Source organism: Vibrio cidicii, assembly GCF_009665415.1.
GTDB lineage: Bacteria > Pseudomonadota > Gammaproteobacteria > Enterobacterales > Vibrionaceae > Vibrio > Vibrio cidicii.
In genome coordinates, this window is record NZ_CP035922.1 from 384,868 (window position 1) to 409,884 (window position 25,017).

General features: G+C 47.2%; 20 protein-coding genes. 14 read left to right on the forward strand and 6 right to left on the reverse strand.

Going from position 1 to position 25,017, the window contains the following annotated elements; translation table 11 throughout:
• The first annotated feature begins 195 nt into the window (after positions 1-195).
• The 3 genes from EWA64_RS17275 to EWA64_RS17285 all read left to right on the forward strand — a co-directional run bounded on the left by EWA64_RS17275 (position 196) and on the right by EWA64_RS17285 (position 2,395).
• Complete coding sequence (locus EWA64_RS17275; RefSeq protein ID WP_061893252.1) at positions 196-486, forward strand: co-chaperone GroES; 291 nt, start codon at positions 196-198, stop codon at positions 484-486.
• A 31-nt stretch (positions 487-517) separates the two neighbouring features.
• Complete coding sequence (gene groL, locus EWA64_RS17280) at positions 518-2,113, forward strand: chaperonin GroEL (RefSeq protein WP_061893253.1); 1,596 nt, start codon at positions 518-520, stop codon at positions 2,111-2,113.
• Between the two features lie 72 nt (positions 2,114-2,185).
• The gene (locus EWA64_RS17285; protein ID WP_061893254.1) at positions 2,186-2,395 is read left to right on the forward strand and encodes a hypothetical protein; all 210 of its coding nucleotides are present in this window, start codon (positions 2,186-2,188) and stop codon (positions 2,393-2,395) included.
• A 32-nt stretch (positions 2,396-2,427) separates the two neighbouring features.
• Here the strand turns inward: EWA64_RS17285 and EWA64_RS17290 are convergent, their stop codons facing one another.
• The gene (locus tag EWA64_RS17290; RefSeq protein WP_061893255.1) at positions 2,428-3,276 is read right to left on the reverse strand and encodes an SIS domain-containing protein; all 849 of its coding nucleotides are present in this window, start codon (positions 3,274-3,276) and stop codon (positions 2,428-2,430) included.
• A gap of 246 nt (positions 3,277-3,522) precedes the next feature.
• Here EWA64_RS17290 and murQ point away from each other — a divergent pair, with 246 nt between their 5' ends.
• From murQ to EWA64_RS17310, 4 genes are all read left to right on the forward strand, one after another.
• Positions 3,523-4,425: an N-acetylmuramic acid 6-phosphate etherase gene (gene murQ / locus EWA64_RS17295; RefSeq protein ID WP_061893307.1), complete on the forward strand. Its 903-nt coding sequence runs from the start codon at positions 3,523-3,525 to the stop codon at positions 4,423-4,425.
• A gap of 25 nt (positions 4,426-4,450) precedes the next feature.
• Positions 4,451-5,911: a PTS N-acetylmuramic acid transporter subunit IIBC gene (murP, locus tag EWA64_RS17300; protein WP_038968576.1), complete on the forward strand. Its 1,461-nt coding sequence runs from the start codon at positions 4,451-4,453 to the stop codon at positions 5,909-5,911.
• 329 nt (positions 5,912-6,240) lie between these two features.
• Positions 6,241-8,673 carry a M9 family metallopeptidase gene (locus tag EWA64_RS17305; protein WP_061893256.1) on the forward strand — a complete coding sequence of 811 codons (2,433 nt, stop codon included), beginning with the start codon at positions 6,241-6,243 and terminating at the stop codon, positions 8,671-8,673.
• 19 nt (positions 8,674-8,692) lie between these two features.
• Positions 8,693-8,863 (forward strand): hypothetical protein, encoded by a 171-nt coding sequence (locus EWA64_RS17310; protein ID WP_170320315.1) that lies wholly within the window; start codon positions 8,693-8,695, stop codon positions 8,861-8,863.
• On the opposite strand, the gene yidZ is transcribed toward EWA64_RS17310, so the two are convergent.
• From yidZ to EWA64_RS17330, 4 genes are all read right to left on the reverse strand, one after another.
• A complete protein-coding gene (gene yidZ, locus EWA64_RS17315) occupies positions 8,848-9,804 on the reverse strand; it encodes an HTH-type transcriptional regulator YidZ (RefSeq protein ID WP_061893257.1) in 957 nt (318 codons plus the stop codon). The two genes, EWA64_RS17310 and yidZ, sit on opposite strands and share 16 nt — an antisense overlap.
• Positions 9,779-10,984, reverse strand: a complete 1,206-nt coding sequence (locus EWA64_RS17320) for an MFS transporter (RefSeq protein WP_061893258.1) — start codon at positions 10,982-10,984, stop codon at positions 9,779-9,781. The genes yidZ and EWA64_RS17320 overlap by 26 nt, the downstream gene beginning before the upstream one ends.
• Positions 10,985-11,158: 174 nt before the next feature.
• Complete coding sequence (locus EWA64_RS17325) at positions 11,159-11,956, reverse strand: AraC family transcriptional regulator (RefSeq protein WP_061893259.1); 798 nt, start codon at positions 11,954-11,956, stop codon at positions 11,159-11,161.
• 185 nt (positions 11,957-12,141) lie between these two features.
• Positions 12,142-12,615, reverse strand: a complete 474-nt coding sequence (locus EWA64_RS17330; RefSeq protein ID WP_039442185.1) for a Dps family protein — start codon at positions 12,613-12,615, stop codon at positions 12,142-12,144.
• Between the two features lie 347 nt (positions 12,616-12,962).
• Between EWA64_RS17330 and EWA64_RS17335 the strand changes: the two genes are divergently transcribed.
• The 6 genes from EWA64_RS17335 to EWA64_RS17360 all read left to right on the forward strand — a co-directional run bounded on the left by EWA64_RS17335 (position 12,963) and on the right by EWA64_RS17360 (position 21,955).
• Positions 12,963-13,943: an SLAC1 anion channel family protein gene (locus EWA64_RS17335; protein ID WP_061893260.1), complete on the forward strand. Its 981-nt coding sequence runs from the start codon at positions 12,963-12,965 to the stop codon at positions 13,941-13,943.
• Between the two features lie 32 nt (positions 13,944-13,975).
• Positions 13,976-14,317, forward strand: coding sequence for a carboxymuconolactone decarboxylase family protein (locus EWA64_RS17340; RefSeq protein ID WP_039442181.1), 342 nt, complete (start codon positions 13,976-13,978; stop codon positions 14,315-14,317).
• A 104-nt stretch (positions 14,318-14,421) separates the two neighbouring features.
• Positions 14,422-15,858 carry an efflux RND transporter periplasmic adaptor subunit gene (locus tag EWA64_RS17345; protein WP_369435844.1) on the forward strand — a complete coding sequence of 479 codons (1,437 nt, stop codon included), beginning with the start codon at positions 14,422-14,424 and terminating at the stop codon, positions 15,856-15,858.
• The gene (locus EWA64_RS17350; RefSeq protein ID WP_061893262.1) at positions 15,855-18,965 is read left to right on the forward strand and encodes an efflux RND transporter permease subunit; all 3,111 of its coding nucleotides are present in this window, start codon (positions 15,855-15,857) and stop codon (positions 18,963-18,965) included. Before EWA64_RS17345 ends, EWA64_RS17350 begins: the two co-directional genes overlap by 4 nt.
• A 362-nt stretch (positions 18,966-19,327) precedes the next feature.
• Positions 19,328-21,088: a HEPN domain-containing protein gene (locus tag EWA64_RS17355; protein WP_061893263.1), complete on the forward strand. Its 1,761-nt coding sequence runs from the start codon at positions 19,328-19,330 to the stop codon at positions 21,086-21,088.
• A gap of 489 nt (positions 21,089-21,577) precedes the next feature.
• The gene (locus EWA64_RS17360; protein WP_244881405.1) at positions 21,578-21,955 is read left to right on the forward strand and encodes a SirB2 family protein; all 378 of its coding nucleotides are present in this window, start codon (positions 21,578-21,580) and stop codon (positions 21,953-21,955) included.
• Between the two features lie 8 nt (positions 21,956-21,963).
• On the opposite strand, the gene EWA64_RS17365 is transcribed toward EWA64_RS17360, so the two are convergent.
• Complete coding sequence (locus EWA64_RS17365) at positions 21,964-23,175, reverse strand: MFS transporter (RefSeq protein ID WP_061893264.1); 1,212 nt, start codon at positions 23,173-23,175, stop codon at positions 21,964-21,966.
• 90 nt (positions 23,176-23,265) lie between these two features.
• On the opposite strand from EWA64_RS17365, the gene EWA64_RS17370 reads away from it, so the two are divergent.
• Positions 23,266-24,996, forward strand: a complete 1,731-nt coding sequence (locus tag EWA64_RS17370) for an ABC transporter substrate-binding protein (RefSeq protein WP_061893265.1) — start codon at positions 23,266-23,268, stop codon at positions 24,994-24,996.
• The last annotated feature ends 21 nt before the right edge of the window (positions 24,997-25,017 follow it).

Consider the following 25,017-nt stretch of genomic DNA (forward strand, 5'->3'; position numbering starts at 1 on the left):
TGAAAATCGGTTTGAACACGCGCTCTTTGGCAAGCGAGTTTTATGAATACGATAAATTTTTTTTATTAAAAAATAGTCTTGAAAGCGATTTTTCCGGCCCTATTTATTGCACTGAAGCGAGATAGCAATGGCTTGCTTCAGCACTCTAAGCAACTCTGTCTTTTATTTTTTCTGCTAAGTAGGAGGCACTAGCAAATGAATATTCGTCCTTTAAATGACAAGCTAATTGTTGAGAGACAAGAGGTGGAAAACAAATCTGAAGGGGGAATTGTTCTCACTGCTCAATCGGTGAAAAAGTCAAACCGCGGCAAGGTGATTGCGGTGGGCGCTGGTAAACGTCTGGAAAATGGTGAGCGCGCGGCGATGGATGTCAAAGTGGGTGAGCAAATTATTTTCAACGACGGTTATGGCGTGAAAAGCGAAAAAATTGACGGCACAGAGTACCTGATTCTCTCTGAATCAGATGTGTTGGCAATTGTTGAGTAATGATTTTTGAGTCGTTTTTGAGGAGATTACTATGGCTGCAAAAGATGTTTTATTTGCCAATGATGCGCGTCAAAAAATGCTGAAAGGGGTGAACTTGCTGGCGGATGCTGTCAAGGTAACGCTCGGGCCAAAAGGGCGCAATGTGGTGCTGGATAAATCTTACGGCGCACCCACCATCACTAAAGATGGTGTTTCTGTGGCAAAAGCGATTGAGCTAAAAGATAAATTTGAAAACATGGGCGCGCAGATGTTGAAACAAGTGGCGTCCAAAGCTAACGACGAAGCGGGTGATGGCACCACCACAGCAACCGTGCTGGCACAATCGTTCATCAATGAAGGGCTTAAAGCGGTCGCTTCTGGCATGAACCCGATGGATCTGAAACGCGGTATCGACAAAGCCACCGAGGCAGCGGTAGCGAAGTTGCGTGAAATGTCGAAACCTTGCAGTGATAAAGAGTCGATCACCCAAGTAGGTAGCATTTCCGCCAACAGCGATCGCGCGATTGGTGAAATCATTGCCGAAGCGATGGAGAAAGTGGGACGCAACGGTGTGATTAGCGTGGAGGAGGGCCAAGGGCTGGCCAACGAGCTGTCTGTCGTTGAAGGCATGCAGTTTGATCGCGGCTACCTGTCGCCTTACTTCATCACCAACCAAGAAAAAGGCTCTGTTGAGCTCGATAACCCTTACATTCTGCTGGTGGACAAAAAAATCAGCACCATCCGTGAGCTCTTGCCGGTACTGGAAGCCATTGCGCAATCTTCCCGCTCGCTGTTGATCATTGCCGAAGATATCGAAGGCGAAGCGTTGGCGACGCTGGTGGTGAACAACATGCGTGGCATCGTACGTGCAACAGCGGTGAAAGCGCCGGGCTTTGGCGACAATCGCAAAGCGATGATGGAAGACATTGCGGTGCTGACCGCAGGTACACTCATCTCGGAAGAGATTGGTCTAGAGCTTGAAAAAGTGACGCTAGAGCAGTTGGGTTGCGCGAAGAAGGTGACCATCACCAAAGATACTACCACCATTGTGGGCGGCAGTGCACAGGCGCAGGCGATCGAAGATCGCGTGGCGACGCTGCAAAAACAGATCGAGACCACCACATCATCATACGACAAAGAGAAGCTGCAACAACGCATTGCTAAGCTTTCTGGCGGTATTGCGCTGATCAAGATCGGCGCGGCCACCGAAGTGGAGATGAAAGAGAAGAAAGACAGGGTAGATGACGCGCTACATGCGACTCGCGCGGCAGTGGAAGAGGGCATTGTTGCTGGTGGTGGCGTGGCACTGACCAAGATCGCCAAAGAACTGGCGGATCTCAAAGGTGACAACGACGATCAAAATGTCGGCATTCGTGTCGCGCTGCGTGCGATGGAAGAGCCGCTACGTCAAATTGCGATCAACGCGGGTGACGAAGGTTCCGTGGTGGCGAACGCGGTTAAATCGGGCGACGCCGACTACGGTTACAACGCGGCGACGGGAGAATTTGGCAACATGATCGAAATGGGCATTCTGGATCCGGCCAAAGTGACCCGTTCGGCGTTGCAGTTCGCTGCCTCCATCGCAGGTTTGATGATCACGACCGAAGCGATGGTGAGCGACTACGTCGAAGCGGAGAGCGAAAAATAATCGCTTGAGCTCAACATGAAAACCAGACGGGCTCGCGTGAGCCCGTCTGACTAACGATGTGAGGTGAATGTTATGACTCGTTTACCAGCCTTTTCTTTCTCGGTGCGTGAATCTGGCCTGCGTGGCGGCGCCAGCCATTGGCCCGATACGCAGAATTTTCCTCAAGTGACGGCCCATCCGATCTTCTCTATTGCCAGCTACTTGCCAAGAGCTTGGCCACGGTTGGTGTTTGTGCTGGAACTGCCTGCAACCTCGCAAAAGCAGCCTCCAGTAGTGCACTAAGCCGCAAGCGCTTGAAGCCGTTCATGCGGCCACTACCATATCTGGCGAATATCGGAGGAGATGTCGCTGATCATCTGCCTTGCGCTCTCATCGAGAAATTGCACCAGCGAGATAAACAGCAGGTCAGTAATCACGTTTTGCGCGCTGCGCGAAGCAATCGCCGAGCTGCGATGCTCGGTTTCATCGGCGATGGTGTCGAAGGTCATATCGGCAATTTGGCGTAATCGGCTTTTTTTCGGTGAGCTGAGCGCAATCACTTTCGCCCCCTGCTCTTTGGCCGCTTCGGCCGCCACCAAGATCTCTTTGCGCTCTCCTGAAAACGAGATGGCAATTTGCACATCTTGTTCACTCAAAGTGCGCGCCACCGCGATCTGCACATGGCTGTCTTGCTCGGCCAAGGTGGTGATGCCGAGTTTAAGCAGCTTATAACTGAGGTCTTTTGCCGTGAGCGCAGAGCCGCCAATGCCGACGATCTGCACGCGCCTTGCCTCACTCAACCACTGCACTGCCTGATGACACGCTTCATACGAAAGCGCATTGGTGGTTTGAAACATTGCGTCGGTTTTGGCTTTAATCAGCTTTTGCGCAATCACCGCCAGCGGATCATCGGCCAGAATATCGCTGTGCAACGGCGTGGTCTGCATTGCTTGTTTGCGGCCAATTTCCTCAGTCAGGGCGAGCTTAAAGGCGCTGTAACCTTTAAAGCCGAGTCGCTGAGTAAATTTGACGATGCTCGATTGGCTCACTTTTGCCTGCTCTGCCAACTCTTGGCTGGTCAATTGCGCCGCTTTCTCTGCATTTTCTACAATCCAATCGCCAATCACTCGGCCACTTTGCGACAACTGAGTTCGTCTTGCGACGATTTTATTGATAACGGACACAGCAAAACCTCAAAAAAGTTTAAATAAATTATTCCAAACGAGAAATAAAAACCGAAAACAGCAAGCCACTAATTAAAATAAACTTTTATTCAAGCAATGGTCATTATTGCCCTTTAATTAGTCCCATTATTCCAGAGTTTATCGGCCCAAAGAATAACCTTAAGTGTGATTTTTATCACCAAAGCTGAATATTTTATTCCATAGAATCGCCCTCAGTTCAAAACCTATTATCGAGAAATGTCCACCATGAAAATTGATTTAAGCCGTTTGGTTACAGAAAGCCGCAACCCAGCCAGTACAGAGATTGATACCCTGTCCACCGTCGAGATGCTCAGAGTCATCAATCAAGAAGATCAGAAAGTCGCACTGGCGGTGGAAGCGGTTTTGCCGCACATCGCCCAAGCGGTGGATGCCATCACACAGGCGTTTGCCCACGGTGGCCGTTTGATTTACATGGGTGCAGGTACTTCGGGCCGCTTAGGCATTCTTGATGCCAGTGAGTGCCCACCAACTTACGGCACTCCGGCAGAGCTCGTGGTTGGCCTGATTGCCGGTGGCCACACTGCCATTCTAAAAGCGGTGGAAAATGCCGAAGACAACCGAGAGCTGGCGCAAAACGATCTCAAATCACTCAACCTGACAGCCAACGATGTGGTGGTCGGCATTGCCGCAAGCGGACGCACACCTTATGTGTTGGGCGGTTTGGAATACGCCACCTTAATGGGTGCAACAACGGTGTCGATCGCCTGTAATCCGGTTTGCCCAATGGCCGATGCGGCGCAAATCGCCATTTTGCCGGTGGTGGGCCCAGAAGTGGTCACAGGCTCTTCTCGCATGAAAGCAGGCACGGCGCAAAAACTGGTGCTCAATATGCTGACCTCCGGTGCGATGATCCGCAGTGGCAAAGTGTTTGGCAATTTGATGGTAGATGTGGAAGCAACCAACGCCAAGCTGATCCAACGCCAAACCAACATCGTTGTAGAGGCCACTGGCGTGTGCGCAGAAGAAGCAGAAGAAGCGCTCAAAGCATGCGATCGCCACTGCAAGACCGCGATTTTAATGATTCTTTCTGGCCTAGATGCCGAGCAAGCCAAAAACAAATTACAACAGCACAACGGTTTTATCCGCGCTGCGCTGAACGACAAGTAACCATTAAGGTTTCAAGGAGACCGTTATGGCAAAGATAACCCAAACAATGATCTCGCAGCTGCTGGCTGCGGTGGGCGGCAGCAGTAATGTCAGCAAATGTGGCAACTGCATGACCCGACTTCGCTTAACGCTAGCCAACAATGGCGTAGCAGATCAGGCTGTGATTAAGCAAATCCCCGGCGTCATGGGCGTGGTGGAAAGCGATGAGCAATTTCAGATCATCCTTGGCCCCGGCAAAGCGCAGCAAGCGGCCGAGCTGATGAACAAGCTGATTGAAAGCGTCATTAATGGCGATGTGCAAGAACAGGCTATTGCCAGCGACACGAACGATCTCTCCAGCGTTGCCGCTGAGCAGAAAAAGCAAATGAAGAGCAAACAGACCAGCGCGGTGCAACGCTTTTTGAGCAAGTTTGCCACCATTTTCACCCCGCTGATCCCCGGTTTCATTGCCGCAGGTTTGCTGCTTGGTTTTGCTACGCTGCTTGAGCAAATGTTCGTGCTGGAGCAAACCCCAAGCCAGTTTATGCTCGATCTGATCGCCTACATGAAAGTGTTTGGCAAGGGGTTGTTTGCCTTCCTTAGCATCTTGATCGGCTATAACGCGCAGCAAGCCTTTGGTGGCTCTGGCGTGAACGGCGCCATTCTCGCGTCACTCTTTGTGCTGGGCTACAACCCAGATGCCACCTCTGGCATCTACTCGGGCATGAGTGAGTTCTTTGGCTACACCATTGACCCGCGAGGCAACATTATCGGCGTTCTGCTGGCGGCGATCATTGGTGCGCAAGTGGAACGCAAAGTGCGTGAATACATGCCCGATGATCTCGACATGATTCTTACCTCAGTGGTCACGCTGCTGATCATGGGTGTGGTCACGTTTGTGGTGATCATGCCTATCGGCGGTGAGCTGTTCAAAGGCATGTCTTGGCTGTTCTTGAACCTCAACGACAACCCGCTGGGCGCGGCGATTCTTGCTGGTCTGTTTTTGATTTCTGTGGTGTTTGGTATCCACCAAGGCTTTGTGCCTGTTTATTTTGCGCTGATGGAAGCGCAAGGTTTTAACTCACTGTTCCCCATTTTGGCGATGGCGGGCGGCGGCCAAGTGGGGGCTTCACTGGCACTGTATTTCAAAGCGAAGAAAGACGCTGTGCTGCGCACGCAAGTGAAAGGGGCGATCATTCCGGGCATTCTCGGCATTGGTGAGCCACTGATTTACGGCGTCACCCTGCCACGCGTCAAACCGTTTGTGACGGCCTGTATTGGTGGCGCGGCGGGCGGCTTCTTCATCGGCTTGGTTTCCTACCTTGGCTTACCTGTCGGTTTGAATACCGTGTTTGGCCCTTCTGGTATCGTGGCGATCCCGTTGATGACATCGCACAGCGGCATCTTCGCTGGCATGGCGGTCTTCGTGGTTGGCCTGCTCATCTCCTACGTGGTCGGCTTCCTCGCCACCTACTTCTTTGGCAGCAAAGACGTCGATTTAAGCTGATTCATTCTTCCCCCTATAGGAATGAACTGGCTGCGCCTTTGAGCACTCAAGGGCGCACTCCTTATCCCTCAAGGGACATATGCGTGCCCACGAAATCTTCCCGCCTCAAAAAGCGTGTTTTTGAGTCAAAGTTGACTCTGTATAAACGTCGTTTATTCCATTTGTTAAATTTTTAATAACATTTTCAATAAGTAAAATTCATGCCTTCAATTCTATAAATTAGATTAAAGGATCTATTTTCTGAACTAATCTCATAAAGTTTATGCTATTGGTTTCATTTTGTGGCACGCAAGACCTATAACACACCGCTCAAATTATTTTACTAATCAATGAGTGTGGTTATGTCTCTTCTTCCTTTCCCTCGTCGCCGTTTAGCTCTGGCTTGTTTACTCGCATCGGTCTCTGGTGCTTCTTTTGCACAAACCCAATGTGATGTTGCCCAATTGCAGCAGTCGCCCGATCTTGCCGCTGCCATCTCCAGTGCCGATTCATCCTGTTACAGCAGTTGGTTTTATGCCTCGTCTGACACGCTGGACAACATCTACAGCGAAGCAAGCTTAAGCCGCGTTCAGGTCGCGCTACACCAAGCGGTACAAACGTATCAAGGCGAAGCCGAGCAAGCGCGTGCGATTGAAAACTTAGGCGAATACGTTCGCGCTGCCTACTACGTTCGTTACAACGCAGGAAATGTGGCGGCCTTTTGCGATCTCTTAGGCCAGCAATTCGCCCATACCATCAACGCGTTTTTAGCCAACCCTCATGCTCTTGATCAAGGGCGTGAGCAAGTGGGCGCGATGAAGAGCCTCACGCTGATGGTGGACAACATTAAGCAACTGCCGCTGACCATGGATGCGATGATGCTGGCGCTGCAACAATTTAACCCTGAGACAGCAAAAAATACTCAGTGGGTTGATGGCCTCAACAACCTGTTCCGCTCAATGGCGGGCCATATCGCCAACGATGCGTTTTATCGCTACCTTGCCAGCAACACTCAACACATTGATACGCTGGAAAAGTTCGCTAATGACAACGCATGGGCACTCGATACTGATGCCGATTTTTTGCTGTTTAACGCACTGCGCGAAACGGGCCGTTTGATCGCCAGCCCAGACAAAGCCACTAAACAGAAAGCCGTACAAGTAATGCAACGCGTGATGGCTCGTTATCCATTAGGTAGCGAGCACGATAAATTGTGGCTTGCAGCAGTGGAAATGCTCAGCTACTTCGCACCAGAAGCGTTAAATGGTTTGGATTTGTCGCAAGCGAAGCGCGATCTCGCCGCTCGGGTATTACCTAACCGCCACGAATGCCAAGGCCCAGCGATCATCCGTTCACAAGATCTCACTCCAGCACAAGCCGCCAAAGCGTGTGATGTGTTGGCCGCGAAAGAAGCCGATTTCCACCAAGTGGTCAATACTGGCATGCAGCCAGTAGCGGACGATCACAACCAACGTGTGGAAGTGGCGGTGTTTGCCAACAATGACAGCTATGTCGATTACTCCGCGTTTCTGTTTGGCAACACCACCGACAACGGCGGCCAGTACCTTGAAGGCAACCCAGCCGATGAGAATAACACCGCTCGTTTTGTCGCCTATCGCTACGCCAATGGCGAAGAACTCTCGATTCTGAACCTAGAGCACGAGTACACCCACTACTTGGATGCGCGCTTTAACCAATATGGCTCGTTTAGCGACAACCTCGCTCACGGTTATGTGGTTTGGTGGCTAGAGGGTTTTGCTGAGTACATGCATTACAAACAGGGCTACCAAGCGGCCATTGAACTGATTGCCCAAGGGAAAATGAGCCTCTCGCAAGTGTTTGCCACCAGCTACTCGCACGATACCAATCGCATTTATCGCTGGGGTTATTTGGCGGTGCGCTTCATGTTGGAAAACCACCCTCAAGAGGTTGAGGGGCTATTGGCTTTGTCGCGTTCTGGCCAGTTCGAACAGTGGGCGCAGCAAGTACAAACGCTTGGCCAACAATACGACGGCGAATTTGCTCGCTGGTTAGATGGCTTAGAAGTGACGCCAGAAAACCCAGATACCGACCCAGATACGCCAACAGAGCCGAGCGATGGTGTGGCGCAGTTGCAGGCCAATCAGAGCATCACCCTCAGCGGCGAAGCCTACAGCGAGAAGCTGTTCTACGTGGATGTGCCCGCCAATACCACCCACTTTAGCGTAGCCATTGAGGGCGATGGCGATGCGGATCTCTACATGAGTTACAACCAAGTGGCCCACTATTACGATTTTGAAGTGAGCGAATTTGTCGATGGCAGCAATGAGGAAATTCAGTTTGCTGCCGACGCTTCTGGCTACGTGAAACCGGGCCGCTACTATCTGAGCGTCACTGGCCGTGGTAGCTACCAAGCAGTGAACCTAACCGCAACAATAGACACCGCGGCACCCATGCCACCAACCCAAGAGCAAGATGACCTTGCACCTGTCATGCTGCAATCGGGTCAGGCACAGCATTTGACCGTCCACCAGCAGCGCTACGCCGCGGTGTATGTACCAGAGGGCGTGAGCGAAGTGCGCATTTGGCTCAGCGATCTCACCCCCTCGGACAGCCAAGGCAACGTGAACTTATACGCCAGCCGTGAACATTGGCCAACCCCAGAGCAGCACCAGTTTGCATCTCGCTACGCTGGCAGCAACCAATACCTCGCGATACCTGTTGAGCAAGCAGGTTATCTGCATTTTTCACTCAACTCGCCACAACAAGGCGATGACGTCGAGATGGTGGTTTACTTCCACTGATCATTCGTTGGAAAGACAAATGAAAAACAAACGCCACCGCAAGGTGGCGTTTGAGGTTTTGAAGAAGATTGGTCTTGTTGAACTACTTTTTCACCTTAGCCGTTACGTTATCAATGCCCGAGGAATATGGTTTGCGCCGGTGGTACTCTACCCATTGACGACGCATCCTACCGTTCAATTCGCCCCGTAAAGACTCTTAATGGTTTTTCTCAACCAAACGATTTTTGGATTCTGATTATTACGTTTATGCCAAATCATCGTGAATGGAATGATCAATTTGTGCTGATGTTCCTTTTTAATGGGAATCGGCAGAGCAATCAAATTTGGATGTAACTGCTCACAATATCTCCGGCAGTACTTAGGCGCAGTCGTCAACATATGATGATTTGGTCTTTCCGCCACAAATAACGCTTGCTCGAAAGTGGCCATCGTTAAGCTGATGTTTCTCGTGCATCCCTGCTCAGTAAAGATCTCATCAAGCGCCCAACGATCGTTCTTTTCCCACGTTACGTTGATGTGGGGATAACTCAAAAAGGTTTCCAAGCACCACTCTTGCTTCAAAGCAGGATGATCGTTACGGAGATACACCATGGGTAAATCCGAAAACAGAACCTCAAAGTTGATGAAGTACGGAAGCAATTCTAAAGACTCTTTTGAACGAGGATGACTCTCACGGCCTGTAAAGCCAATATCTACTTCACCACGAGTAATCGCATCCAGTGAATCATAATCCCAGTTATGAAACTTCACTTTAGAATCCGGGTACGTGTTATGAATTTGCTTGGTCAGTTCATCAACCATAATAAGTGACAAAGGTGACTCAACGCCAAGGTGGAACTCTACCCCTCTTGGCGCGTCATCTCCGCGGCGCGACGTAATTTGACGACCAATTTGCATCCAATCAGATAGGCTCTCTTGCATGCTTTCCGCGAGCGTTGTCGGTCTTAACCCTTGCGGTGTATTGACAAACAATGGGTCATCAAACCATTCTCGCAATTTACCTAACGACTTGCTCACTGTTGAAGGGGTCACATTGAGCTTTTTCGCCGTTTTGGTGACACTCAGCTCTTGTAGTAGCAATTGCAGGGTGAGCAATAAATTAAGGTCAAGTCGGGCAAGAGATTTCTTCATGATGTTCACTAACGTTTTGATATGGAAATAATAATATTAGACTCAGCCCAATCATGCCACTGGCAACCAAGGCGATCATTAACATTGTGACAGCAGGTACACCCAATAGCGCCATAAACCAAATATACAGAGCGGAGCACGAAACCTGAGCAATGCCGAGCATGGAACTTGCCAAACCCGCATTGCGGGAGAAGAGGCTTAGAGCTTGACTCATAGCGACGCCGAAACCCAAAGAAAAGCTCATACTGATTAAGCCAAAGCCTATCATGTAGAGTGTCGAACTATCGCCATTCAAGTGAGCCGCGAGAATGACAATAGCCGACAGCAAACCTGTCACCTGTGCCACCACCATGAGCGTGTATTGTTTAAAATAAGACAATGCCATCGGTGCTGAAAATGATGTCGCCATGCCTACCATAGCAAGCAAAGCCATAGCGGTAGAATATTCGCCTCTGGTAAAGCCTAATGTATCCATCACAATCATTGGTGACGTATTCACATAAGAGAGAATCGCAGTAACGCCCAGAGAGGTAAAAACCACGCGAGAGATGAAGAATCGACTGAACAGCGACTCGTTGTATTTCGGCTCTACAGCCAAAGTCGTTGGCTCAGGTTTAGGTAGCGTTTCTTTAAGAACAAAACACGCCGTTAAGCCGATCAAAAGGCCCATTATCGCCATGGCAGTGAACAACACAGGCCAAGGAAAATAAATCATGATCAAATTGCCAATCACAGGTGCAAGAACAGGGATAGAACAAGTAATTCCGTTCAGCATTGAGAGCACTTTCGCCCGTTTTTGATCGTCTAAAGTGTCACGCAAAATGGCAAAAGCGACCACATAACAACACGCAGCCCCCACACCTTGAAAAAAGCGCATCACCAGAAAGCTATCACTAGTCTGCGCTAAGCCTGCCAGCATTGAAGCTAGGGTAAAAATGATGGCGCCGAATATCGCTACTGGTTTACGGCCCAAACGATCTGCTGCTCGCCCAATAAACACAATCGTTGACGCCATACCTGCGAGATAAATAGAAAAGGCGATATGAAGTTGTGATTCGCTCGCAGATAGGTCGCTAGCAATTTGTGGCAAAGCAACTAAGTAGAGATCAATTGCAGTTGGATAAAGCAGCACAAAGGCAAAACTACACAGTAAATATCGGGATAAAAAGAATGGCTTCATAGCGAACTCGCAAACAAATTGGGTTTACGAGGATATTAGGGACCATCATTTGAGTTGACGAGTTACCATTGTGACAACAGGTATTTCCATGCACGACATGGCGAAAAGTAGCTTCAATAGTGAGCTAGTCCTGCTCAACTTGTCGTCAGTTAAATAACTCACAGAATAGTCACGTCACTTTTGAGCATACTCTTGAGGTGTACAACCAAACATCTCTTTAAAAGAAGAGATAAAACTGCTCACGCTGCTATAACCTAATTCATGCGCAACCAGTGTCGTCTTAGCTCCCTGAGTAATTTTCTCCAGAGAATTCATCAAACGAAAGCGGCTGCGCCATTGACGAAATGTTAGCCCTGTTTCTGCTTTAAACAATCGTTCAATAGTACGAACACTGGCTCCGACCTCTGTTGCTAACTGCTCAAGCAGCAGTGATTGCTCTGGCTGATTAACAACAATGCTGATCAGACGTTGCAGGCGAGGGTCATGCCCGGATGGAATATACAGTTCCAATGCTGGTAAAGATTCAAGCTCATCAAGGGCAACTAAGCCTAGGTGATGGGCTCTTTGTTGGGGGAGCTCCCCCGCATTTTCTGTCAGCCTGAGTATCACTTCTCGCATTAACGAGCTCATTTTTAACATGACGACTTTATCGGAGTTTTGACGTACACAAAACGAGGGATCTATGTATAAGTTGCGAGTTTGTGTCGCGGTTTCATTACTTACTTGATGGTAATGACCGCTCGGAATCCATACCGCATGAGTTGTCGGGACTACCCAAACCGCCTTTTCGCTGGTCACTCGCAATATCCCTTTCGCACTCCATAGCAGCTGTCCTCGCGGATGGGCGTGGGGCTTAATCGTCGACTCGGCGACCATGCTACGACTGTGAGTAAGTACTGGCTGATCTGGATCCAAAATAAAGGCCACATCGCTGGGTGATAACATTGCTGTGTGAGGAGTTTGTTTTGACATCCGGTCTCATTAAAACGTATCAAAATAGGTATTTTAGGAATGACTCATAAACATTACTAGAGTCCTGACGCGTACTCTTTAGCAGTGAACTCTTACGGTGGAAGATAGGTGCTGAAGGCTTTCGCGACTACTGCCTATAAAACGGGGCTAACGGCTAGTTAACCCCGTCAGGCGATAAATGGGATCTAGGCAACCAACATCGCTCTTAACATCCATGCCGTTTTTTCGTGAACACGCATGCGATCAGAAATCAGTGCTGCTGACGATTCATCATTGGCGTCTTGAGCAATGGTGAGTATCTCACGACAAGTTCTAATCACCTGTTCGTGACTTTGCGTAAGAATTTTAACCATTTCCATGGCGGGCGGGATATCTTCCACCTCTTTGATTGAAGTGAGTGCGGCTAAAGATTTATAAGTGCCTGGTGCGACAATATTCAATGAACGAATACGCTCAGCGATGTCATCCACGGCGGTTGCAAGCTCGGTGTAATGCTCTTCAAACATCAGGTGCAGATCGCGGAACTGTCGACCGGTTACGTTCCAGTGAAAGTTGTGAGTTTGCAGATAAAGTGTGTAAGAGTCGGCCAATAAGCGTTTCAAACCTTCAGCAATGGCAATGCGGTCAGCTTCATTAATTCCAATATTGATAGTATCCATATTGACTCCTTGATTTATTAATAACATTCAGTCTCGGCACACAAGTATAGAAAAATCGATCGAGCATCCTTTTTGAATCTACTTATGCAGCAAAGTCCATAGGTAATGACTCTATAATAGTTCATTTGGTAAAAAAACCACTTGTCGTAATAGGAATGTGTTTTGTCATATTTCTGGATAAAAACGTCAGTCGGATAGGCGTATATTAGATTCAACGATAGATCATCGCTGCCACATTCTTCATTGAGAGCAACAAAGCCGGGGTATTCATGTGGTGGTGAATAGATCTTCATCACAATTGGTGTTAGTGCGATATTGCGACAACCTACCGACTGAAAAGGCTTGATATGAAAGACGTCTCTACTAAACAGATATCCTCAATGGAGGAAGAAAGCCGATTGATACATTTCCCTATCTCCATGTTTTCCATCGTTATGGGGTTGAGCGGCTTATCAATTGCATGGCAAAAAGCGCTTGGGACATCCTTTCCTGTGATAACCACCTTTAGCAGTATTTTGGCAACTACTGTCATGCTGCTGGTGAGCGCACTCTATTTACTAAAAATCACGCGTTATCCAAATGCAGTGATAGCAGAAACAAAGCATCCAATAAAAATTAATTTTTTTGCTGCTTTTTCTATTAGCCTTTTACTTCTCTCAGTCGTTTGGCACAGATTCGAATCGCTCTCCTATGTTTTGTGGGGGCTCGGCGCGGTGGTTCAGTTATCGCTAACCTTGCTGGTTATGCATAGCTGGATACACCATGATCACTATCGGCTAGAGCACGCAAACCCGAGTTGGTTCATCCCTGTTGTTGGCAATATTATTGCTCCAATCACCGGGGCTAAGCTGGGTTTTATCGAAATAAGCTGGTTCTTTTTCGGCGTTGGTATCGTCTTCTGGTTGGTATTATTAACCATCATCATTAACCGTTTAATTTTTCATGAGGCTCTGCCAGCGCGTTTCAAACCTATGCTGTTTATCTTGTTAGCGCCTCCATCGATTGGTTTTGTGTCTTATAGCTCATTGGTTCCAGAGTTGACCGATTTTTCAAGAATACTCATCTCTGTTGCACTATTCACCGCTATTTTGCTGGCGCTCAACATTAATCAGTTTCGAAAAAGTGGCTTTTTTCTCTCTTCATGGGCGTACTCATTTCCGGTGGCGGCTTTTAATGTAGCTCTATTTCGATATGCAGAGTTAACGCTGTCACCCATAGGCTTTTACATTGGCGTTGCCTTATTAGGGGGCCTGACGCTACTCGTTTTGTGGCTGTCGTTTAATACACTCAAAGCAATAAAGGCTGGTGAAATATGCAAGCCGGAATAAACGAAATTTAGGTATATCAGTGAGGAAGAATCATGAACAAAAGTTATAAAGAGATTAATCAGCAACAACGCAAATTAGGGTCGGCTTTTCGGAAAGAGAGCCCTGACACGCTTAATGCTTTCCTAAGCCTTCATAAAGCGGCATTTGCATCAGGTGCAATGGAAACAAAATATAAAGAACTGATTGCGGTGGCTATTGCTATCAATGTCCGTTGTGACGGTTGTATTGGTTCTCACGTTGAAGCCGCTGTTAAAGCAGGCGCTTGCAGAGAGGAGTTGGTTGAGACGATTAATGTGGCTATTTTGATGGGAGGTGGCCCTGCTGTGATTTATGGAACACAAGCGCTGGCTGCGGTGGATGAGTTTTGTGAATAATCCCAAGCAATGGAGTAGATGAATGATAGGAGAAAGGAGAAGATGATCTATCGCCGTTCAATGTAAATATACTGCTTGCAATATCAGAAGAGTCATTAATCGGCGTGGTGAGCTCCCAACTCCATCAAAAATCAAGCATCTTCAATGATCATGCACATGGTTGTGTGCTATCTTTTTTAGCAATCTCTAATGTAGATAAGATGATTCATACGGAGCATGGCATGGCAAGATTTAAATGGACGCAAAGATCTTTATTTATACCACCGGTCCTTCTCGGTGTTGCAATGCTCATATTAGCTCCAGCAATGAAAGCGGAACCACCCAAGGCGATTGATAACACGGGAAAAAAGGTAGTTCGGGTAATTCAAGTCACCCCACGAAAGATCCAACCTGCTGCAGTCGGTTATGGCCACACCCAGCCCGTCAGAGACTGGCAAGCCCAAGCAGAGTTGGAAGGCGCAGTCGTCTGGGTTGCGGATAACTATCATGATGGCAGTATCATCAAGCAAGGTAGTGAAATTCTCAGGTTGGATCCTTCATCTTATGAACTCGCTATTGCCCGTTTGCAAGCCGAACTTGAAGTGGCAAAACTGACCGCTCAAACTATTTTGGAAACATTGAATATTGCTGAAAAAGAGTATCAGCTTCAGCAATCAGACTATGAACGTACGGTTCGCCTGAGTAAAACGGGCCATATATCCGAAACAGAGAGAGATAAAGCGGCCAAAGATCTTCTCAACAGCCAGCAACAGCTTCAGGTGCAAAAAAATAATCTGGCCATTAACAAAGCGACACAAAAGGTCCTTCTGACGGAACTGGCGATAGCTAAGCGCGATCTTGAACACACCATTATCAAGGCGCCTTTCGATATAAGAGTCACAGACAAAGTGATTGGTCTGGCGGAATACGTTAATAAAGGCGAGCTCATGCTAAAAGCCGATGGCATTGATGCGGTTGAGATCCGTGCCCAGTTCCCACTTGGCAAAATGCGTCCTCTGAGAAGAGCGCAAATGCTAAGTAAAACAGACAGTAATGGCTTTGTGGATCTTGAGGCAAGGGTAGAGCTGAACGCGGGGGACCATATTATTTCTTGGGATGCGAACGTCAGCCGTTCTGGCGGACAGATTGACGCACAGACGCAAAGCCAGAGTATTGTGGTGCAAATTGACAACCCGCTCAAGCTGGCGTCTCCGGGCAAAAGGCCACCACTGATTAGGGACACTTTTGTCAAAGTGACCCTGAAAGCACCAGTGATGAGCGAGCAGATCCTAGTGCCCCTGAACGCCATTCATAACGACAAGGTCTACTTGGTGGCAGAGGGCAAACTGAAAATTCAGCCAGTAGAAGTGGATTTTGTTCAGGGTCAGGTTGCCGTTATCAAATCGGGCATCCAGAAGGACGACATCGTTGTTTTAAGCAAGCTTTCCCCAGCCGTTGAAGGAATGCTACTCAAACCGCAACCTGATAAAAATATCGATTCATGGTTGGATAAAGAAAGCGGGTTTAAGTTAGGTAAAGCAAAGAGTGAGGTCAAATTATGATCTCATTTTTTACTCGTCACCCCACTGGTGCGAATGTGCTGATGGTTGCGATATTGTTGCTCGGGGCTTTTGCATTACCTAAATTGCAAAAAGACACCTTCCCTGTCACCCAAACCAAAAACATCGAAATTCGCATTAGTTACCCGGGCGCTTCCCCAGCCGAAGTGGTTGAAGAGATTTGCACCCCGCTGGAGGAGGCTATCGATCTGATCAACGGTGTTAAAGAGTTCACCTGTGATGCCAGAGAGAACATGGCTATTGGTAATGTGGAAATCGATGATGGTGAAAATATTGACGCGCTCACCTCAGACATTCAGCAGCAAGTTAACGCCATCAGTGACTTCCCCGATAGAGTTGAGCAGATCACGGTCAATAAACTTGATAGGGTAGCGACAGTCGCCAGTGTCGCCATCAGCGGAAATATGTCTGCAAAAGATCTTTACCTCTATGCTCAGGAGGTGAAACGCAGGATGAAATCACACCCTCTCATCGCTCAGGTGTCAGTCAGTGGTTTCTCCGATCAGGAGATAGAAATTCGTGTATCTCAGTGGAAGCTTAAGCAATACGGGCTGAGCATCTCTGACTTATCCAACCTTGTGCAGCAGCAAAGTGTCAGTACTCCAGCGGGCATATTTACCAACGATCTCGAAGAGCTGAGTGTGCGCTTTGATCAATTGAACAATGAAGTCGACGATCTGAAAAAAATCGTCGTGAAATCGAGTGAACATGGTACTCAAGTTCGGCTGGGAGATATTACTGACATTGAGCAAAAGTTTGCTAATGAAGAGGATCAAATAATCTTCCAAGGCCAGCGGGCTGCGCTGCTGCAAATATCCAAAAGCGATTCTCAGGACACTCTGAAAGTCAAAGAGGCGATCGTTCATTTGATCGAAAAAGAGCAGATGAGTGCACCACAAGGTGTCGAATTGACCATTACTCAGGATGTCAGCGTGAATATTGATGAGAGGCTGAGAATTCTGACTAGTAACGGATTACAAGGGCTGGCACTGGCATTTCTTATGCTTTGGGCCTTCTTTAATATTCGTTTTAGCTTTTGGGTCGCGTTAGGGCTGCCTGTCTCATTCTTGGGTGCAATCTTTGCCATGTATGTGTTGGGTTATACCCTGAATATGATGACCATGGTGGGGCTTATCGTGGCCATCGGTCTGTTAATGGACGACTCGCTGATCATCGCCGAGAATATTGCGGCCAAAAGGCAAGCGGGTATGCCTGCATTTGCTGCTGCAGTTCAAGGCACCGCACAAGTTTTCCCTGGTGTTGTCGCTTCCTTTGCCACCACCGTAATGGCCATTGGCCCGCTTATGTTTTTGAGCGGAACCATGGGAGAGGTTCTACGCTACATTCCGATCATCTTGCTAATTACTCTGCTGGTAAGCCTGATTGAAGCTTTTTTGATTCTTCCGGCGCACCTTGCGCACAGCCATCTTGAGTCAAGTTCAAACCCGGTGCGAGAGAGGTTTATCGCCAGTTTTGAAAGGGTAAGAGATCAGTTTTTTGTTCCTTTGTCGCTAAAAGCGATGAATGCGCCATACTTGACGCTGGGCGTTCTGACTATGGTCGTGCTGCTCTCAACCGCCACTTTCTCCGCAGGGCTTCTTAAGTTTAAAGCGATGCCATCACTGGAAAGCGATACGCTTCAGGCTCGTGTTCTGCTGCCGCAGGGCAGCTTGCTCTCTCAAACCGAGCAGGTGGTTGCGAAGTTATCCCAAGCTCTGGATAAGGTGAATCAAGAATATTCAGAAAAATTTCCCAATTCAGAACCATTGGTGAGCAGCAAAACCATCATGTACAACACCAATATTGATGCCAACGAATCTGGGCCTCATATGGCGACAGTGAGTGCGGATTTACTTCCGGCGCAGTTTCGCCAAGAGAGCATCAAATATCTGGTGCAAAGCTGGAAGGAGAAAACAGGCCCCACGGCAGACGTTGTGTCACTTAAGTTTACCGATAAGGAAAGGGGCATTGCAGGCAACGGTATTGATATCCGTGTTCAGGGTAGCTCTCTTGAAGCGCTGGACAAGGTCAGTCGTTCTCTTATCAAGTGGTTGAAAGGTTTTGATGGCGTTTTTAATCTTTCCAGTGATCTGCGTTACGGGCGATCTGAAATTCACGTAAAACTCAAAGAAGAAGCTGGCGTGATGGGCGTTAACGCTGCACAACTCGCCCAGACACTTCGCAGTGCAGTAAAAGGCAGTACCGATCTGACGGTGTTTCAGGGCAGTGAGATTCTAGATATCACGCTGCGTCTTGAAGAGTTTACTCACCAAGCCAGTTTGCAAGAACTCAAGGATCTGATGGTAACTGCGGCAAACGGGACGCTCGTGCCGCTGTCTGCTGTTGCTGACTTTGAAGAACAACAAACTTTCTCCAGAATTAACCGAATAAACGGCATCAATACGGTCACGGTGCAAGGAAATATCGACACCCGAGTTGCCAACGCCAGAGAAATTATGCAGCAGTTCTATGCGACGTTTGTCCCCAATGCGAAAAAGAACTTTCCGGATGTGAGTTTTGTCTCTCAAGGGCAAGACAAAGAAAGCGCCGATACTGGCTCCTCGTTGCAAACTTTCTTTGCTCTGGGGGTTATCGGCATTTATCTGATCCTGACTTTTCTATTCCAAAGTTACAGTCAACCGATGGCGGTATTGCTCGCTATTCCTATGGGATGGATAGGTGTTGTTTGGGGGCATTTAGCGATGGGGCTCGATCTGACGATTCCGAGCCTGGTGGGGTTTGCCACCCTTGCGGGTATTGTGGTGAACGACAATATTTTGCTGGTCAACTTTATTAAAGAGAACATCGCCAAAGGCGTTGATTTGCTGGATGCTTGTCGTGAAGCCGTTCATGACCGATTCCGCGCTATCTTTATCACTTCGCTTACCACCTTTGCAGGGCTGCTGCCACTATTAACCGAGAGCAGTACTCAGGCGCAGTTTTTGATCCCGTTGATTGCCAGTATCGCCTTTGGCTTAATATCGGCAACACTGCTGGCCTCGATTATTGTCCCTTGCGTGTTACTCATTCTCGATGACTTGGGCTTAAGCAAATTATCAGCATCCAATAGGCAGAACGATGCGTTATGAAATGATCCGGTGGAACAGGCGACGAGCTCTTTTGTGTGATTCCATCGACAACAAATAAAGTCAGTGAATCATACTTGGCCAAAAGTTTTGCACCATCGGGCGCTGTGACAAGCTTTTGCCCCAAAGTTTGTTAGCGATCGTTTTACAGCACTTCCACTAATGGCAACAGCTTCGTTTGCGGAAAGCTCCAATTTATCACATTTCCACACACACTCACAAAACAGTGCTTCCCCAAAAGACATTGTTAAACAGCATGTTATGATAGCAATAAGGTATGGAACTGTTAGTAGAAGAAAAATGTCGTGTTTAAACACCCTATTTGGCGATCTAATAATCTGTTGTTTAATAGCATGAGTATATAAATGAAGTTCAGAAGTATAAAACACTGGGGCGACAGCGCAGGTCTAGAATCTCTGGCATTTTTTGCACAGTTGATGGAAGAGCTGCTTTTTGAGTTTTCGCTTGATACATACAAACCTTCGGCGTTGAACGCAAGTCTATTGTGTGACGAAATATTATCGTTAATTAACGATATAGAAAATGGTCTAATAAAAAAACAAAATCTTAAACATGTTGTTGACGAGTTTGTTGAGAACCTGAAGAAAGATGAAGTTGCAAAAGGATTGATTTCTCTCGATTTGGGGATTATATACAAAAAACTAAATGAAAATCACTCAGATACGACAGAGGTTAAAGATATAATTAATGTCATAGTTAATCAGATATCTTTGTCTAGATATAAAAAGGCTTGTGAAAAGAAACTGGTTAATTTGATGAGGCAACCACTAGATTGTGGTGAGATTAGAACTGTGGCTAGAAATTATGTCACTACGTTACTTAACTCAGGATTTAGTTCTGAGTTTATTTACTTACAAGCTAAGAGCTTTTTCTACGACAGAGATAAACCAATATCATCAAATGATGATATTGGAAGCTTTATTGCAATTTTCAATAATGAACCGACTAAATATGAAGTTCTATTTCGAGCGGACAAGATATTTAATGAAATACAAGACTCTTGTAAGAAACTAGGTATCGAAATTCTAAAGGATGCCCCATTCAATGTTGAAAATGAGAGGGCAATGGAGATAAAAAATAGTTCTGATGTATACTTGCACGTCAAGGACATTGAAGCAAGAGATCACTTTAAAGCTAAAAAATATGCAAGATTTAGTGTGGACATTCTTCGAACTACATTGAATCTTTTTCACCATAAAGAAGATCCATCATATTTAGATTTCTGTTTGATAAGAGAGTTCGAAACAGAGAAGGTGCACAGAGTTGGTAGCAATACTAACCAAATGCACAAGTGTAACGATTTAAAGCCATCATTAGCATCAAAAAAGCTACAGGATTTCTTATCAAATTTTTCGTTAGATAAATCATCATTTTCTCAGTTTATCAGAAGCTCCGAACTACATGCACAAGCACTAAAAACCGACTCGGAAGAGAACCAGATTATTAATCTATGGATCGCAATAGAATCGCTTATACCACCGAAGCCAAGTGATGCCGATACTATCGATCATATTATCAATTCTGTAATGCCGTTTTTAAATCTGAGTTATGTTCATAGAGTATTCAGAAATTTTGCGAAAGATTTGTTGAATTGGAATTCGGCTTTAGTATCAGATTTGTTTAATGGAATAGAAGCTAATAGTTTGCCTGAAAAGGTAATATTGTTGCTGACTCAAGATAATTATCAAGACAAGCGAAATCTGCTAGAAGCTAATTTTCGAGATTTTCATTTGATAAAGGATAGGTACTTTCATCTTCAAGGGATGGTAGAAAACCCTAACACACTGTATAAAATATTACAGTCTCATAAAAAGCGACTAGATTGGCAAATCAGAAGGATATATAGAACTAGAAATATGATTGTTCATAGTGGTAAAAAACCTGACAACTTAGGAATACTTATCACTAATACACATGACTACTTAGATATTATCCTATCTGGTATTATTGAGTTGGCAAAAAATGAGGCAGGTGCTTATAGTATTAGAGAATGTTTCAAATATTCTTCAATTAAATATGATAAATACCTAAGTGATTTAGGTAAAAAAAATGCGAAGTTCGAACGTGAAAATATATCTCAAATGACATGCCCTAAATTAATATGACACATGTGAGTCTTCCTGTTGTAAATAGGCACTAATAAACTTTTGGCTGCGTCAGCAGCCAATGCTCTTGAGCAACAAAACCAACTACTTCGCTACGTCATTTACGCCATTAAATTGTTGTTTACAGCAAAAACATAAGACTGTTTCTCTCTTCAGTCTCACTGCTCACTGCCAATCGAGTCTCATTTTTCCAAAACTGAACTAGTTCGAAGTACACTGATTCAACTGGATGCCCTAACTCAGAAATGTCCAAAAATGAGTGAGATCCCGCTCTTCTCAATCGGCCAAATCACTTCATGAGCGAACCTAAAACTGCACTCGACATTGATTGAATCTCACCGGGATCTCTGTGGCTAATTTGTGATCAAACTGGCTTTTGGTAAACATAAATAAATCATTTTAATAACACTTGATTCACATCAAGGTGGCTGACAAAAAGAGTAATTACTTTAAACGTCCGTTTAAATGCGCTTCATGTTAAGGATGACTATGTACTTACTACTGCTAAAAGCTCATGTTGGCTTGATTTTACTCAGTTTTTTGAGTTTTGCTCTGCGCACCTACTGGGGATACCGTGGCTCGGTATGGCTAGAGAGTGAGCTGGCATTCAAAGCGCACAAAGTGATTACTTTAACCATGCTGCTCTCGGCATTGGTGTTGTGTGTAACCATCAATCAGTATCCGTTTACCGATGCGTGGCTGACGGAAAAACTGCTGCTGTTGGTGGCATATGTGGCGTGTGCCATGTTGGCGTTTAAGCCGAAACTCAACCGCCAACTGCGAACCGTGTTTACCTCGGTTACTTGCATACTGTTTGTGATGATTTTCTACATCGCGAAAACGCATGCGCCGATTGCGTTAAGTTGAGTGCGCCGCTACGCGAGGCTTCTCACTCGGCTCAAGCCAAGGATGAGCGCAGTGAGAAGCTGAACGCAGCAGCAAGCAATAAACAGGGCATCCATGCCAATGCTTGCTACTAAGTAACCCGATGCGGCAAGGCCAATTGGCATGAGCAACTTAAACAGCGAACCAGTAATTCCGGCGACACGGCCTAAATGCTCTTCGGCAAACGCTTCTTGACGATAGCTCCAAATGCAAATGCTGCTGTACAAGCCAATGGCGGAGACCCAAGCAAAAGCGATGGCGAGTGAAACGACGCCCGGCGCGATGAGTGGAATAAGGAAACCAAACGACTCGAGACAAATGGAAAGCAGCAGCAATTTACCCAGCCCGATACGGCGGCGCACTTTGTCGGCACTGAACGAACCTAGTAGACCACCCAAACCAGACGCGGCAATCAGGTAGCTTACTTCTACGGAGTTGAGTGCCAAGTGCGCTTTGGCAAAATAGAGCGCTTGGATCCAAAACACCGAGCCAGTGGTGTTGATTACCATCACAGCCAAGGTGATGTACCACATCGCGGTTTCTGCGCGTAGGATCTGCCAGCCCTGATAAAGTGAGCGCCAAACATTTGGATGTGTTTTTACTGGGCTAGGGGTTAATTCGAGCCTTTGCAATTGCCAAAACGCCAATCCCAGCAACAGTGCCACCGCGAGAAATACGTGATGAATGGCGGAAAGCAACATCAATGCCCCCGAAAGCACCGGCCCGACGGTTTCCATAAAACTGTTGAGTGCGCTCATTCTTGCCGTCGCGGTATTTTGCTTCTCCTGTGCCAGCGCATTTTTCATCATCGCAATGCGCGCATTGTGATAACCGTAGTTACACGCCATCATTACAAACGCGGCGGGAAACAGCACCCACAGCGGCGCTTCAAGAGTTTCGACCGCCCAGTAAGATGCCAGCACGACACCGACTTGACCAAGCAACATTGCCTGGGACCAGCGTTTTTTATCGACCCGGTCAACCCAAACGCCAATAAACAGCGCCAACAGCAGATTAGGTAAAAACTCCACCGCGCGCATCCAGCCCATTATTTGCGAGGATTGGGTTAACTCGTAGACCAGCAGCGGCAAGGCCAAGTTGTAAATCTGACCGCCGAAAGCGACAAAAAAAGCGCTGGAAAAGAGGATAACAAACGGGCGACTGCGCCAAATGGAAATGTGTGTCTCGGCTAACGTATTCATCAATCTTTCCTTTCTTCCTGAAATGATGGGGTTATTATCGCGAGGAAAAGATGAAGAAAAATAGAAATGTAAAAATAGGATTTCACCTTTATGCGTTATTGGCAGGCACTCGCGTTTTGTCGCGATCAATTGGTGCAAGATGAGTGGAGAGCGGTCTCATTAGATCGTTTTAGTGAGGCGCTGGGATGCACTCGGCGCAATGCGCAGTTGGTGATTAAACGGCTGGTGAAAGAGCAGATCCTCGATTGGCAAGCTGGTGTTGGGCGAGGCAACCTGCCGCAAGCTAAGCTGCTGAAAAGGGTCGATGCGCGCCTTAAGCGCCAAGCCGAACACTACCTAAAAGCAGGGCAGATTGAACCCGCGATTTCGCTACTGCCAGAACAAGAGCGTTCATCGTTTTTAGGTGACTATCTGGCTCAGTATCAGTCCAAACCAAGTGACAGCGATATTTTGCAGATCCCCTTTTATCGTGCAACACACGGGCTTGACCCTATTTCTATTAGCCGCCGCACAGAGCATCATATTGCCAGCTATCTCTATGCGAAATTGATCCACTGTGAGCACAAAAGTGCGGAGTTTCGCTGCGATCTCGCCCAGTTTTACCAGTTACGCGGCGATACACTGACGGTGGTGCTGCGCAAACATCTCTATTTTCATGATGGCAGTGAGCTTACCGCGCACAGCGTGAAAGCACACTTTGAACGTTTAATCGGCTCTTGTTCCGGCTGTCGGCCACTGTTTGAATTTATTGATGAGTTGATCGTCGATGGTGAGCGGCAATTGCGTTTTATTAGTCATCAGATGCCTCGGCTTTTACCCAAACTCCTTGCCCACACTGCAATGGGCATAAGCAAAGAGTCGGGGGAAAAACGTTTCGGCGCAGGGCCATTTATGTTAGTTGAACAAAATGAGTGGCGGACTTTGCTCAGTGTGTTTCCGCGCTACCATGGCTATCGCCCGTGGATTGATGGTATTGAAATATGGAATCTTGGCGCCAATGCCAAAGAGTTTACCTTGCACAGCGATGTGGCACATGGGCGTGAGGTGAGGAAATACGGCAGCGAGGGGTTTGTGGCTAAGCGTCAGTGGGAACCGGGTTGTGTTTATGCCATGTTGAATCCTCAGCGTCACTCTTGGATGGCCGTCACTGAACATCGCGCTTGGCTACAAGGGTTGCTGTCAACCATGTTGCCGCCTTCTGATTTGGAAGGGGAGGTTCTCGCCAAAGCCCAAGGAATGAAGGGCCAACCCGACCTTTCGCCAGCGAGTGTGGAACAAGCTCATCCCCTTCTCGCTGACCTTCATTTAAGCCTGCCTCGGTCACCATTAACTATACTGACCTATCAACTGAGCACTCACATTACGGTGGCGGAGCAGGTGGCGAACCAGCTAAGTTCGGTTGGTATTGATTGCAATATTGAGGTTTTGCCATTTCCCGAGTTCGACAATGAAAAGCGACTTGCAGAAGCCGATATCATCATCTCGGGTGAAGTTTTTAGTGATGACAGTGACATGTCGTGGCTTGGCTGGCTGCTCTGTACTTCCTCAGTTAACGCATGCTTAAGTGCTGATAACAAGCATTGGCTGAAGCGGCAAGCCGTGGAGATAATGAAGCAAGAAACAGCAGAATATCGCTTAGCGCGCTTTGAAAGTTTAGAGCGCGAGCTGGTGGAACGGGGTTTGTACCAACCGCTCTACCACACCCAGCAGGATCTCAACGTCTCTGAGCATATTGCAGCGCCAGATCTGCTTGCCAATGGTTGGATCGATTTTAGCCAAGTGGTGATCATGCCAAAGGCAAACCGCAGAGCGGCCAGCTAGTAATTTCGCCGGAAGTATGAT